The organism is Arthrobacter sp. TWP1-1 (genome assembly GCF_049897845.1).
Taxonomy (GTDB): Bacteria; Actinomycetota; Actinomycetes; order Actinomycetales; family Micrococcaceae; genus Specibacter.
Genome location: NZ_JAFCXC010000013.1, coordinates 10,651 through 24,640 on the forward strand (window position 1 = coordinate 10,651; position 13,990 = coordinate 24,640).

Annotated in this window: 11 protein-coding genes; 4 read left to right on the plus strand and 7 right to left on the minus strand. The window is 61.4% G+C overall.

Going from position 1 to position 13,990, the window contains the following annotated elements; translation table 11 throughout:
* Nucleotides 1-122: 122 nt before the first annotated feature.
* Nucleotides 123-680: an NINE protein gene (locus ACP7B9_RS16890; RefSeq protein ID WP_425865133.1), complete on the minus strand. Its 558-nt coding sequence runs from the start codon at nt 678-680 to the stop codon at nt 123-125.
* Between the two features lie 463 nt (nt 681-1,143).
* Between ACP7B9_RS16890 and groL the strand changes: the two genes are divergently transcribed.
* Entirely contained in the window at nt 1,144-2,772 is a 1,629-nt protein-coding gene (gene groL / locus ACP7B9_RS16895; protein WP_425865134.1) for a chaperonin GroEL, read from the plus strand.
* A 233-nt stretch (nt 2,773-3,005) separates the two neighbouring features.
* Nucleotides 3,006-3,995, plus strand: a complete 990-nt coding sequence (locus ACP7B9_RS16900) for an RNase H family protein (RefSeq protein ID WP_425865135.1) — start codon at nt 3,006-3,008, stop codon at nt 3,993-3,995.
* 78 nt (nt 3,996-4,073) lie between these two features.
* On the opposite strand, the gene ACP7B9_RS16905 is transcribed toward ACP7B9_RS16900, so the two are convergent.
* The 3 genes from ACP7B9_RS16905 to ACP7B9_RS16915 form a co-directional block, all read right to left on the minus strand.
* Nucleotides 4,074-4,367, minus strand: coding sequence for a WXG100 family type VII secretion target (locus ACP7B9_RS16905; RefSeq protein ID WP_425865136.1), 294 nt, complete (start codon nt 4,365-4,367; stop codon nt 4,074-4,076).
* Between the two features lie 136 nt (nt 4,368-4,503).
* Entirely contained in the window at nt 4,504-6,015 is a 1,512-nt protein-coding gene (locus ACP7B9_RS16910; RefSeq protein WP_425865137.1) for a sensor histidine kinase, read from the minus strand.
* Nucleotides 6,016-6,029: 14 nt separating this feature from the next.
* Nucleotides 6,030-6,740, minus strand: coding sequence for a response regulator transcription factor (locus ACP7B9_RS16915; RefSeq protein ID WP_110484446.1), 711 nt, complete (start codon nt 6,738-6,740; stop codon nt 6,030-6,032).
* Between the two features lie 183 nt (nt 6,741-6,923).
* Between ACP7B9_RS16915 and ACP7B9_RS16920 the strand changes: the two genes are divergently transcribed.
* Together ACP7B9_RS16920 and ACP7B9_RS16925 are read left to right on the plus strand one after the other, a co-directional pair.
* On the plus strand, nt 6,924-7,868 hold the full coding sequence (locus ACP7B9_RS16920; protein WP_425865138.1) for a sugar phosphate isomerase/epimerase family protein: 945 nt from the start codon (nt 6,924-6,926) through the stop codon (nt 7,866-7,868).
* Nucleotides 7,869-8,009: 141 nt separating this feature from the next.
* A complete protein-coding gene (locus ACP7B9_RS16925; protein ID WP_425865139.1) occupies nt 8,010-9,416 on the plus strand; it encodes a sulfatase family protein in 1,407 nt (468 codons plus the stop codon).
* 74 nt (nt 9,417-9,490) lie between these two features.
* On the opposite strand, the gene ACP7B9_RS16930 is transcribed toward ACP7B9_RS16925, so the two are convergent.
* The 3 genes from ACP7B9_RS16930 to ACP7B9_RS16940 form a co-directional block, all read right to left on the minus strand.
* On the minus strand, nt 9,491-10,282 hold the full coding sequence (locus ACP7B9_RS16930) for a class I SAM-dependent methyltransferase (RefSeq protein ID WP_425865140.1): 792 nt from the start codon (nt 10,280-10,282) through the stop codon (nt 9,491-9,493).
* Nucleotides 10,283-10,467: 185 nt separating this feature from the next.
* A complete protein-coding gene (locus tag ACP7B9_RS16935) occupies nt 10,468-12,129 on the minus strand; it encodes a DNA repair helicase XPB (protein ID WP_425865141.1) in 1,662 nt (553 codons plus the stop codon).
* Nucleotides 12,122-13,987, minus strand: a complete 1,866-nt coding sequence (locus ACP7B9_RS16940) for a helicase-associated domain-containing protein (RefSeq protein ID WP_425865142.1) — start codon at nt 13,985-13,987, stop codon at nt 12,122-12,124. The genes ACP7B9_RS16935 and ACP7B9_RS16940 overlap by 8 nt, the downstream gene beginning before the upstream one ends.
* Nucleotides 13,988-13,990: the final 3 nt, after the last annotated feature.

Here is a 13,990-nt window from a genome sequence, read left to right on the forward strand (position 1 = left end):
GGGGATAAAAATAACCCCTTCCACGTGTTCCCCCCCCAAGTCGCCGGTCGGGGGGTACCTTTTGGCCAATTGGCCCCCCCCCGACGTCGTACTTGGCTTTTGTGGTGCGTGGCGCTAGAGGGCTAGTCCTTCAGCGGGATTCCCCTGCTATCGGTGCGGTAGCCTTCGTAGCCGACCAGAATCAAGATGCCCTCGATCAGGCCCCAGATTCCCATGAAGGGAGCAAGCGTGCCCAAGCTGATGACGGAGACCAAAAGCTGGATCAGCGCGATTTTGGTCTTGCCAAGGTAGAAGTTGTGGATGCCCAAGGAACCGAGCAGGATGCCGAGGATGCCTGCAACAACCTTTGACTTCTGCTCTCCAGCTCCGGCCATGCCATAGCTGGGCTGCTGGTAACCCTGCTGCGCATTTTGCTGCTGGTAGCCCTGCTGCATGTTCTGCTGTGGGTAACCCTGCTGGTAGGTGGGCTGTGCACCCGTCTGGGGGTACGCGGGGTACGCGGGCGCCTGCTGTTCTGCAGGCTGCTGGTAGCTCGGGGCTGCCGGTGGTTCGAAAGACGCGGGGGCCTCGTAACTCGGGGGCGCCTGGTGGCTCGAGGAAGCATCAGCGGGCTGGTCGTAGCCGGCCGGGACGTCGGGCGGGGTCGGCGGCGTCTTTTCGGGATTGATGTTTTCAGTCATGCTGTCTCCTGGTGCTGAGTCACAAGCCGCTGCCGGGAGGCAGGGGGTCCAATGCTTATGCGCAAATCGGAATATGTACAAGCACAACGCTAGCCGTTTGTACGCGTCGCCGAAAGTACGCGGCGTTTTCTGAGGCAAATGTGGGGTAAATATGACCAATTCGATGCAGTTCTGATGTTCCTTTGTAGTAACAAGGGCTTGGAGGAGACGTTCGCCCGGAGCACATACGCAGATCTCCGCTTGCACTCTGCTGTGCCGAGTGCTAATTATTGACTTAGCACTCTGAGGTGGTGACTGCTAATTACTTAGCAAATCACCCGCCGTCTGAGTAGTGAACTTTCCTCATTGGGTGAGGGTTGATGCCGATGTAAAGAGATCATCGGCCATTGGATCCGTCCGTCGCGGGCACCCACATGAGGACTTTGAATCGTAAAATGACTGTCCCGAAAGGACTGAAGCCTCCATGGCCAAGCTCATTGCATTTGATGAAGAGGCACGCCGCGGCCTTGAGCGTGGGTTGAACATCCTCGCCGACGCCGTCAAGGTTACCTTGGGCCCGCGCGGTCGCAACGTTGTTCTCGAGAAGAAGTGGGGCGCCCCCACAATCACCAACGATGGTGTTTCCATCGCCAAGGAAATCGAGCTTGACGATCCTTACGAGAAGATCGGCGCTGAGCTGGTCAAGGAAGTCGCCAAGAAGACTGACGACATCGCCGGCGACGGCACCACCACGGCAACCGTGTTGGCCCAGGCCCTCGTCAAGGAAGGCCTGCGCAACGTAGCTGCCGGCGCCGACCCGCTGTCACTCAAGCGCGGCATCGAGAAGGCTGTTGCAGCCGTCATCGCCCAGTTGCTTGAAGACGCCAAAGAAATCGAGACCAAGGAAGAGATCGCCGCAACTGCATCCATCTCTGCCGGTGATCCCGAGATCGGCGCACTTATCGCCGAAGCCCTGGACAAGGTTGGCAAGGAAGGTGTTATCACCGTCGAGGAGTCCAACACCTTCGGCCTGGAACTTGAGCTCACCGAAGGCATGCGCTTCGACAAGGGTTACATCTCCGCTTACTTCGTGACCGACACTGAGCGTCAGGAAACGGTTCTTGAAGACCCGTACATCCTGCTCGTCAACTCCAAGATCTCCAGCGTCAAGGACCTGGTTGCTGTTCTGGAGAAGGTCATGGCTTCCAACAAGCCGCTGTTGATCATCGCCGAAGACGTTGAAGGCGAAGCCCTTGCAACTCTGATCGTGAACAAGATCCGTGGACTGTTCAAGTCTGTTGCCGTCAAGGCTCCGGGCTTCGGTGACCGCCGCAAGGCCCAGATGGCCGACATCGCCATCCTCACCGGTGGCCAGGTCATCGCTGAAGAAATCGGCCTCAAGTTGGAAAACACCACCCTTGAGCTGCTGGGCAAGGCCCGCAAGGTTGTTGTCACCAAGGACGAGACCACCATCGTTGACGGTGCTGGCGACGCTGAAGCCATCGCTGGCCGCGTTGCACAGATCCGTGCCGAAATCGAAAACTCCGATTCCGACTACGACCGTGAGAAGCTGCAGGAACGTCTGGCCAAGCTGGCCGGCGGCGTTGCAGTCATCAAGGCCGGTGCCGCTACCGAAGTTGAGCTCAAGGAACGCAAGCACCGCATTGAAGATGCAGTGCGCAACGCCAAGGCTGCTGTTGAAGAAGGTATCGTCCCCGGTGGTGGCGTTGCCCTCATCCAGGCTGGCGTCAAGGCTTTCGAAGGCTTGAACCTGACCGGCGACGAAGCAACCGGCGCGAACATCGTCAAGGTTGCTATCGATGCTCCCTTGAAGCAGATTGCCTTCAACGCAGGCATGGAGCCCGGCGTTGTTGTTGACAAGGTTCGTTCCTTGCCGACCGGTCACGGCTTGAACGCTGCAACTGGCGTTTACGAGGACCTGCTGGCTGCCGGCATCAACGACCCGGTAAAGGTAACCCGCTCTGCACTGCAGAACGCGGCTTCCATTGCTGGTCTGTTCCTCACCACCGAGGCTGTTGTAGCCGACAAGCCCGAAAAGGCTGCCCCGGCTGGCGGCGGCGGCGACGACATGGGTGGCATGGGCGGTTTCTAACCCCCCAACCCCTGATCGGTTAGTCAAAAACACCCCTGCCCCGCGGGCAGTAAGATTTCGCAAACCATGCGTCCTAAGTAAGGACGCGAGGGTCCCAACACGAGCTTGCGAGTGTTGGGAGCGGACTTACGCCATCCCCGCTACGGGCAGGGGTGTTTTTCATTTCCCTGCTTGAGCGGCCAAAGCCGTGGCTCTTGCAATGAGATGTCGGTGGAGTCTGAAAGTATGGACTTATGACAATTGTTGCTGCTGCCGATGGTTCGGCTTTAGGAAATCCCGGTCCCGCTGGTTGGGCCTGGTACGTGGATGACAACTGCTGGCGTGCAGGGGGTTGGCCCCATGGCACCAACAACATGGGCGAGCTCATGGCCGTCCTTGACCTTTTCAGGTCAACGGCCCACTTGCCGGAAGAGCCGCTGCACATCCTGTGCGACAGCCAGTACGTTATTAACAGCGTCACCAAGTGGATGCCCGGATGGAAGCGCAAAGGCTGGCGCAAGTCAGACGGCAAGCCCGTTCTAAACGTTGACCTCCTCAAAGACATCGACGCCGCCATTGCTGGCCGGAAATACACTTTCGAATGGGTCAAGGGCCATGCAGGACATGACCTGAATGAGGCAGCCGACGATCGCGCACGGGGTGCCGCCACGGCCTACCAAGCCAAGCGATCCCCAAATGCCGGCCCAGGTTTCCCTGGCGCCAAGGTGGACGCTGAGCAGGCGCCGGACGCCGCCAAGAACCACTCCGAAACCTCCGGCACGCCCGCGATGGCCGCGGCGGCCGCTCCCGTCCAGACAGCGTTGCTGTTGGACGAACTTGAACAACCAGACCTGTTTTCCATGTTGGAAGACGAAGTCGATCCGGCTTTCGCAGACCACCGGCCCGATTCCTTGGAGACCGTGGTGGAGCTGGAGAGGGAACTTCTGGATCCCGCGGTTCGTGCTGATCCTTTACGGGCAGGGGAATTGTTGCACCCAAATTTTGAGGAAATAGGTGTATCTGGCCAGCGCAGGTCCCGGCAAGAGATCCTAGAGATGTTCACCGACGAGGAACCGGCCAGCATCGATCTAGAGGTTCTCTCCCTGTCTCAGTTGGACGCCGAGACAGCGCTCCTGACGTACCGCAGCGTCTCCCCGGATGGCAGCGCACTGCGCAGTTCTTTATGGCAGCGTCATAACGGCCAGTGGCGCCTGCGACACCACCAAGGAACCAAAGAAGCCTAGAGGCAGCCCCGGGCTGGGCACTGCTTCCGACCGGCAGTCCTTCCGCCAGCTAACCAAGCCAAGTCAACGCCCGGATGCTCACCTAATCGTGAACATCCGGGTGTTGGCGTCTTCGGCCTGCGCGTACTGCGTTGCCGCCATGGACAAGGCGCCATTGATGCTCTCCAGGGATGCCTCAACCTTGAGTTCGGTTGCATGCCATTCCTGCAGCAGCGCCTGAAAATTGGTGGCAGCCGTGCCGGTCCACGTGGACTGCAGGTCCAAGAGGTTGCGCTTCATGGAATCGACCTCCAACCGGATGCGGTCCACGGAACCCCTGACGGCGGTGCTTTTGAGCGCCAGATCGTCGCTATTGACATTGAACTGTGCCATGGGAAGTGCCTTGTCTGTGAAATGAAACAGGGCGAATTGCCCTGACAAGGACCAGCCTAGAATTCATGCGCGGACTCGGGAAGCGGCACATCAACATCCGTGGATGAGCCGCGCTTTAGGAGCGCCTGTGGAGGAATTAGTCCACTGCGGAATCGTCGAAGCCGTCGGAATCTGCGTCGTCGCGGTCATCGCCAGCAGCCGGCTGGTACGGCAGCTCGATGGCCATGGTGGCACCACCACCCGGGGTGTGTTCGAGGCGGACCGTCCCCTCATGTGAGGCCACGATGGCCGAAACGATGGCCAACCCAAGGCCGCTTCCGCCGGTGTTCCGGTCGCGGGAAGAATCCGCGCGGTAAAAGCGCTCAAAGACGCGGGGCGCCTCTTCCTCGGAGATACCCGGACCATGATCGCGGACCTTGATGACGGAGTACGTAGCTGCACCCTCCGCGCGAGTACCCACCATGATCTCAATGGGTGATCCCTCGGGCGTGTAGCGCAGGGCGTTACCCATCAGGTTTGTCACGACTTGGCGCAATTTTGCATCGTCGCCAAGGCCCGGCGCGGACGTGCCGGGGCCGCCGTCGAGCCCTACAACAGCAAAGGTGCGATCCCGCGCCGACGCTGCAGCGTCCAAGGCTGCGTCATGGCCAATGATCAGCAGATCCACCGGCTTGAGCTGCAAGGGGCGCTGCTCGTCGATGCGGGCCAGCATCAGCAGGTCCTCAACGAGCTCACCCATGCGCTTGGCCTCACTTTCGATGCGGCCCATGGCCGTGCCAACGTCCTCAGTGGTTTGCAGGGCACCATGGCGGTAAAGCTCGGAGAATCCACGAATCGTCACGAGGGGAGTCCGGAGTTCATGCGAGGCATCAGCAACAAAGCGGCGCATCTTCGTCTCCGAAGCCGTCCGGACAGCGAAAGCATGCTCAATGTGGGCAAGCATCGAGTTCAGTGAGACTGAAAGCCGGCCGACTTCCGTGGCGGGATTTTCAACGTCAACGCGTCGCGATAAATCACCGGCGGCGATGGCTGCAGCGGTCTTCTCGACCCGGCTCAGGGGCTTGAAGGAACGAGTGACGGTCCAGTACGCAATCATGGTGCCCAGCGTGATGGTCAAAATTGCCACCCCGGCAATCACTACGGCAAGCCGTTCCATGGTGAGGTTGAGGCCCTCGTAGGGGATCCCAACCACCACGAATCCTTCATAAGTTTGCGCGCTCAGGGGGCCGCCAGCCGGATTGAAGTCGAAACTTTGTGGAGCAAGAATCGTGATGCGCCAGGCGGCGCCCCCGTCGCTGCTGGGTACGGTAAACGTTGTTCCATTCAACTTCCTGGCTTCTGCCAAGGAGTAGACAGGGTACGTGGGCTTGTCACTGCCCGAACGGTTCTGGTCGGCTAGCGTGCCATCCGCGAAGTGGAAGCCTACGTAGTAGTCAAACGTAAACGGTGCCTGGCCTGTGGATTGGGAATCCACTGTGCCTTTTTTGATGATGGAAGTCTGGAAGGTTCTCAGCTGCGTGTCCATCTGGTCTTCCAGAACGGAGTGCAGCAAAAGGAACGTTGTGGCCCCCAGCGCCAGAAGGGACACGCTCAGTAGGGCGCTGATGATGGCCACCAGCTGGGAGCGCAGGGAGGCGTTCTTCCACAACGTAATCAAGGTAATTAGCGCTTATCAGCCGTTCGAAGCACGTAACCCACGCCGCGCTTGGTCTGAATCAGGGCAGGCAGCGAGGCATCAATGTCCACCTTGCGGCGCAGGTACGAGATATAGGACTCAACGATCGAGGCGTCGCCGTTGAAATCGTATTCCCACACATGATCCAGGATCTGGGCCTTGGACAGCACCCGGTTGGGGTTCAGCATCAGGTAACGCAACAGCTTGAATTCGGTCGGCGAAAGTTCCACCGTCTTGCCGGCGCGGCGCACCTCGTGGGCGTCGTCGTCGAGCTCCAGATCGGCAACGCGCAGGACGGCGTCGTCATCTTCCATGGGCTGGGTGCGGCGCAGAACGGCGCGGATGCGGGCCACCACCTCGTCAAGGCTGAACGGCTTCGTGACGTAGTCGTCGCCGCCAACTGTCAGGCCGGTGACCTTGTCTTCGGTGTCGTCGCGAGCGGTCAGAAATAGGACGGGGAAGTGCCGTCCCGCGGCGCGCAGCCGGCGGGTGACAGTAAATCCATCCATGTCCGGGAGCATGACATCCAGGACAGCAAGGTCGGGGTTGTGCTCCTCGGCGGCGGCCAGGGCTTCGCGCCCATTTGCTGCCGCAATGACCTCAAAACCTGCAAAACGCAGGGAGGTCGAAAGTAGTTCGCGGATATTGGGCTCGTCGTCAACAACGAGCAACTTGGCTTCAGGTCCGGTCTTTTTCACCATTTCAGTCTCCGACCATTGGCTGGGAATATGCTGGACATTCCGTGGGTAAGTACTGTCAGCTTACGCCCAGAGAGTTCCCAGCGACTAGTAGGGCTAGGCGTTCGTAGCGCACCGTTGCTGGAAAGCGGTTGCCGAGCTAGTGTTGAACTATCGTCACCGTTCGCCGCTGAAAGGTTTGCCATGCCATTGGCGTTCTCCACTCTTGGATGCCCCGGGGATTCCCTGGCCCAGGTCATTGCCACGGCCCATGCTTCCGGCGCCACCGGACTTGAGTTGCGCGCGGCCGACGGCGAGTTCGTCTTTCCCGGCATGACCGCCGCCGCGCGAGCTGAGGTTTCCGCGGAGCTCGCCGCGGCCGGGCTGACAGTGCTGTCCCTGGCCAGCTACGTGAAGGTTTGCGCGCCGCTGCCTGCCACTCTTCCGGCGGACGACGCCGGTGCTTCCGCCAAGTCTGGCTCCAACGTCGCCGTCGCTTCGCTTGGGTCCGGCACCAACGATCCGATGCTCGCGGAGCTGCTGGCCGCCGTCGAACTTGCAGCGGATCTTTCCGCAGGGAACGGCACTCTTGGATGGGCAGGTGCCCAGGTGCGCGTTTTCCCGGGTGCAGACTTGGTGCCATGCGTTCCGGGTCAGGAGCCGTCTGCGGAGATGATGGCCGCCGACTTGCTGGGTGCGCGCCGACTCAACGCCGCGGCCCGGCTGGCATCGGAGCGCGGGGTGACCATGTTGTTGGAGACGCATGATTCGCATCCTCGGGGATCGGACGTTGCGCGGATTTTGGCTCATGTTGATGCCGATGCGCCGGTCAAGGTCATTTGGGATCTCATGCATCCTTGGCGACACGATGAGGCGCCGGGCTGCACGGCCGAGCTGCTGGCCGATTCGTTGGCCTATGCCCAATACAAGGACGGTTTCCGGAATGCTGAAGGCAGTACCGTGACGCTGACCCTGCCGGGGGAGGGCGCACTTCCCTTGGCGGAAATGCAGTTGCTGGCCGCTGGCATTGCGGCTAGGCAAGGAATTGCGGATCCTTGGGTTTCCCTGGAATGGGAGCGAGCCTGGCATCCCGAATTGCCGCCGGTTGCCGACGCACTGGCTGCGCTGAAAGCCGTGCTCCTGCCTTGACACGGCTGTAGTCATCAAAAGCCGTCAGCCGGGGCAGTTCATGCAAGGATTGCTTCAGCTCCTTGGTGGGGCTGTTTGGGGGCGCCGTTTGGACGACAAACGAGCCCACAAGCCAAGCCCATTGCTCAGGAGAATCCATCAATGCCAAGTGAAACAAAGTCGCGTCAGCCCAACATCGTAGTCATCATTTCCGACGATCACGGCTACGCCGACCGCTCCATTCTGGGAGTCCAGGCCGATGTATCCACGCCAGCCCTCGACCGTTTGGCGCAGCAGGGCACCTCCTATAGCGATGCGTATGTCACCGCGCCTATCTGTTCGCCGTCCCGGGCCGGGCTGGCCTCGGGTAGCTACCAGCAGAGATGGGGTGCCCACTGGTTCACGGATTCGGAGATCAGCCCGGACGGCGTACCCACCATGGCCGAACTGCTGCGCGGCGAGGGCTACACCACAGGCTACTTCGGCAAGGTTCACTACGGCACGGAAAACCACGGAGATCGTGGAACGCCACCTCGTCACGGCTACGATGAATCGTTTTACGGCCTTGCGGGGGAGTCCATGGGCAGGCTGAACTACCTCCACCACTCGGACACCGCTGTGGAATCATATGGTGAGGCTGCCTATCCCATGGCCGTCCAGCCCTTGTGGAACGGTGAGGAGCCCCAGGAACTGGAGGGATTCCTCACGGACGCCATTGGCGAGCGGAGCCGGCAGTTTGTGGCGGAGCATGCCGACAAGCCATTCATGGCGACCGTGGCGTTCAACGCGGTCCACAACTTCTGCTGGCAGCTGCCTGCGCAGGAACTGGAGAAGCGCGGACTTCCCGCCTATGACGACTGGAACCCGGGTGCTAGTGAGTACATCGATTGGTACGACGGTGCCATTAGCCCCCATCTGGAGAACGGGCGCGCGTACTACCTGGCCCAGCTGGAACTGATGGACGCACAGATCGGTCTCATCCTGGATCAGCTCGACGAGCTGGGCCTGGCGGAGGACACTCTTGTTTTCTACCTGACCGACAATGGCGGTTCAACCTGCAATTACGGCGTGAACCTTCCGCTGCGCGGAACCAAATACACGCTCTGGGAAGGTGGCGTCCGAGTCCCCTTCATTCTCCGGTGGCCGCAACGTGTCCAGGCCGGCGTCACCAGTACCGCGCTCACCAGCTCCATGGATATTCTGCCCACGGCGCTGGCCGCGGCGGGGTCCGATCCGGAGCTGTATGCGCACAGCGATGGAATCGACCTGCTGGCTGCTGCCGGGGACGCCAAATCAGGCACCGGGCACCAGACATTGCATTGGGACTGCGGATGGCAATGGTCGGTGCGTCGGGGCGATTGGAAGCTGAAGTGGGTTGAACCCGGTTCTCCAGTAGCACAAGCCATCAGGGATGTTGAGCACGCCGAACCGGGCTCCGGTTATTTCCTGTGTAATCTGGCCGCTGATCCCGCCGAGACCACCAACCTGAAGGATGCGGAGCCCGCAGCATTGGCGGAACTCGAGGCCCTTCATGCGGCCTGGGTCGACGGAGGGCACCGGCAGCCATAATGTGATCGAACTGAGCAGCGTCCGCTCCGGCCGAACCGCGGAGCGGACCATCCCTCAGATTTCGGACAGTGGCACTAGGGCAGGTGCGCGTAAATCTCCACCGGTGCCAAGATGCCGGATCGGAAAGCTGTCATTAAGTTGCCCAATGCTGCCATGTCAACGCCCACGGGACCACTGGAGGCCATGGCTGTTTCCAGGAATTCAATGCCTTCGGCCAGCGGTTTCACTTCTTGGTCCACCTCAAACCCGGCCTGTTCCAACGCATCGCTATAGGCAAGCGGTGGCTGGAGGAACGAGGTGTCCGATGTTGCGGCCCACGGGAGCGGATACTGCTCAACGTCGCCGCCCATGAGCATGACGTCGTACACGGCCATGATGCCGCCGGGCCGCAAGACCCGAGCGGCCTCAGCAAAGACCTTGTCCTTGTTCTGAATGTTCATGCCCACGTGCACCATCAATGCCACATCGAAGGATGCGTCTTCGAAGGGCAGCGCCAAAATACTGCCTTGGCTGAATGTCGCTAGGCCGGACAAGCCTGTGCGGTCGGTGAGGGAGCGCGCTGCGGCAACGAATTGCGGGGTCAGGTCAACGCCGTGGACGGTGGCACCAAAGTCATGGGCGAGATGACGGGCCACGCCCCCGGTTCCTGAACCTAGATCAATGACGTGGCTGCCGGCATTGATGCCGGCCCGTGTGGCCACGCGTGTTGTGGCCAGGGCCCCTCCGATGTGCAGCTGGTCTGCGCCGTGAAGCTCGACGGGCGCAAAGCTCTCGGGATTTCCCCCTGCCGCGGTGATAATGCCCAGCAATAGTTGTTCAACGTTGCCGCGGCTGTAGTGGGCTGCAACTGACTCTTCGGTGCTCATGACGCCTCCATATATATGGACCCGCATTCAGTTGAGGGCACCCGCGCCCGGCGGCGAAACCTCATTTTTGATCCTACTCCGGAAGAGCTGGTGGGGCACGAGGTTTTTTGGGATGCGGGGTTTAGTGAAAACGGCCCGAAAGTGGTGCCGCGTTTAGATAAAACGGCCCGAAAGTGGTGCCGCGTTTAGTGGGCGTCGGCGGCGTCGATGATTCTGTACGCGTAGCCTTGCTCGGCCAGAAAACGCTGACGCTTGGCGGCGAAGTCGGCATCGACGGTGTCGCGGGCAACGAGCGTGTAAAAGCGGGCAGTTCTGCCGTCTGCCTTGGGGCGCATGAGCCGTCCCAGACGTTGAGCCTCCTCCTGCCGTGAACCAAAGGCTCCGGAGACCTGAATGGCGACGGATGCCTCGGGCAGGTCTATGGAGAAGTTTGCCACCTTGGAGACCACCAGCACGGAGATGCGGCCGCGGCGGAACTCTTCAAAGAGCCGTTCACGTTCCTTGACCGGGGTGCTCCCCTTAATAAGGGGTGCGTTGAGCCGCGCGGCAAGCTCATCGAGCTGGTCTATATATTGCCCAATGACCAAAATCTGCTCACCGGGATGGGTCGCCACAAGTGCCTGCGCAACCACGGCCTTAGCCGGGGACGTGGCACACAAGCGGTACCTCACGCCGTCGTCCGCGGTGGCATACGCGAGCCGCTCTGCCCGGGAAAGATCCACACGAACCTCCACGCAATCCGCAGGGGCGATGTAGCCCTGCGCCTCGATTTCCTTCCACGGGGCGTCGTACCGTTTGGGGCCGATCAGTGCGAACACCTCACCCTCGCGGCCGTCCTCGCGCACCAGCGTTGCCGTCAGGCCCAGACGCCGGCGGGCCTGGAGATCTGCTGTCATGCGGAAAATGGGGGCGGGCAGCAGATGGACCTCGTCATAGATAAGCAGCCCCCAATCGTTGTCGTTGAGCAGTTCCAGGTGCGGATAGATGCCGTTACGGCGCGTTGTGAGGACCTGATAGGTGGCAATCGTGACGGGCCGGATCTCTTTTACAGCACCGGAATATTCACCAATCTCGGCCTCGGTCAGCGTGGTCCGCTTGAGCAATTCGGCCTTCCACTGACGGGCCGAAAGCGTGTTGGTGACAAGGATCAGGGTTGTGGTTCCGGAGGCGGCCATGGCGGCGGCACCCACAATTGTCTTACCGGCCCCGCAAGGCAAAACCACCACGCCGGAGCCGCCCGCCCAAAAATTCTCCACGGCCGTGCGCTGGTAATCACGCAGCGTCCACGGTGCGGCACCCTCGGTAAGCGCAGCCCCCTCGGTCAGGGCGATCAGATGTGCCGTTCCGTCAACATAACCGGCCAGATCTTCGGCTGGCCAGCCGGCCTTGAGCAGCAACTGCTTGAGCTCACCGCGGGCCGAGCCGTGCACAACGGCGGTCAGAGGATCGATCCGGGCGCCCAGCAGCGCAGCCACCTTCTTCGCGTGCGACACCTCGGTCAGGATCAGCTCGTCATCGCTGCGCAACACGAGGCCGTGCTGTGGATCCTTTTCCAGCCGCAGCCGGCCATAGCGTGCCATGATCTCGACAATGTCCAACAGCAGCGAGTGCGGCACGGCGTAGCGCGAAAACCTGAGCAAAGTGTCAACCACGTGTTCGGCATCGAGCCCGGCGGCCCGCGCGTTCCACAGTCCCAGCGGCGTAATTCGGTAGCTGTGCATGTGCTCCGGTGCCCGTTCCAGCTCGGCAAAGGCTGCGATGGCATGGCGTGCCTCGGTCGAATCCGGATGCGCCACCTCCAGCAATACCGTCTTGTCGCCCTGCACGATCAAGGGACCGTCAGCCATGCTGTGCCCCTTTCATATCCGGACCTTTCCCGATCGGATCCGCAGCGTCCGCCGCTTCCACAGCCATGATGCGATGAATACTGAACCGCCGCTCGCGGGTCCCGCCCGGAACCCGCGCCCTGAGCGTGCCCTCCGCGAGCGAGACGGGCCGCAGCATCGCCCGCTCAACCTCGCCCTGCGCATTCACCCAACGCAGCCACACAGAGGTGCCGGCTCGGATGGCCTGCCGCAATTCTTCCATGACCAGTGCCGGGCCCGATTCACCACTGTCCGGCGTTCCCCATGTGGGCTGGCTGCGTAGTCGCAGAATCTGGGCTGCGATATCGGTTTCGGCGGGACTCTTGGCCAAGGAATGGACGACGCCGGATCCCGCCTGCTGCGGTTGTCTCGGCTTCGGTGGCTTCCGCAGTTGGGCGTGAATCAATGGGCCCTGGGGTGCTCCTTGTGCTTTCACGCGCCGGGCAGCCGCCGTGATCAGGTAGTCGAGCGATTGTGGCACAGTTGTGCTGGAATGCTTGTGCAGAAAGTCGCGGATGGAATCGGCTGCCATCCCGCCGGTCATGGCGGCCTCAAGAGTGGTTTGGCTGAAGCGGACGATTGCTGCCGCGCCCTGGCCCTCTGGTGCCGCCATGCATTTCAGCCGGGCGGCGACAGCAGGGGAGAGGAAGCCGGGAGCAATCGCTGTCAGGTCCCCTTGAATGACAAAATGCTCGATGGGTTCGGGCAGAAGGCCGGCCAGGGCTGCTGTTACTTTGGCGTCACTGCCCGTTCCGCTGCCAATGCCGAGAGCCTGTCCGGGCGCGCTGGGAGCGCCAGCACCCGTGATGCCCATGAGCTCCATTTCTCGCAAGATGTCTGGAACGTGTTCGGCTAGGGCTGCGCCGTGGCGTGGGTGCCGCCAGCAAAGAAGCCCAACGACGGACGTGACCGCTGGGGCCGCCGATTCCGCGCCGACCAACTCTAGGACGGCTGAAAGAGCAAAGCGGCGGATTGGCCATGCCAGCGTATTCGGGTTGATTCCCAGCGGCTTGTTGCCCACGATACGTGTGCTGCCCAGCCATGCACCGCTCAGGTGCAGCCACTGTTCCGATCTGTCCAAGCGGTGCCAGGAGTCATCGGTGGCCCACCATTGCTGTTCTTCGTCATGGAAATGAAGGAGATTGGCTGCGGCCGCGAGCTCCAAATAGAAGCACAACAGTGCTTCTTCGATCTCCAGGTCCTTTGCGAGTTTCCTGACGGTTCGGACTCCTACAGTTCCGCCCCGCAATGAATCAAGGGGAGTGAGGTGGATGTGCTCCAGCAGCACGCTCACATGCCGGAGCAGGGATTCGATGGCACTCGAAGCGGCGTTATCGCGCAGACCCCGGCTTATCACGACCATGTGCGGCATTGGAGGCTGGGCCTGGAACGGTCCGGATAGGAAGGGCGGTCCGGGATCGGCCGTCCGCGACGCCACCACCGGCACAGCTTTCGCCGCAGACTTAGGGTCCCCCGCCGCCACAGCTTCCGGCACTAAGCCGGCGCCCAAGGCGAGTCTCACGGCGGGGAGGGGCAGGAAATGGTGAGATCCGGCGTCGTCCGCTGGAAGAGGGGAGACGATCACGAGGGCAAGCTCGTGGAGCAACGGAAGCCAAGCCTCGCCTTCAGCTGCGGGAGATTGGCGAAGAGTCTGGAGTTCCGGGAGATTCAGACGATCGAGGGCCAGATTGATGCTGTGTGCGGAGGTGAGGCGGCTGGCCAGGTCGGCGAAATTGGCGACAGGGGGTGTCATGGCATCCGAGCGCAGCGCGAGGAGACGCGCCAGCTGAGCATCGGAACGCTGGGTCAGATCCTGGGCAAGCTCGGCGAGGGTGCTCATGGA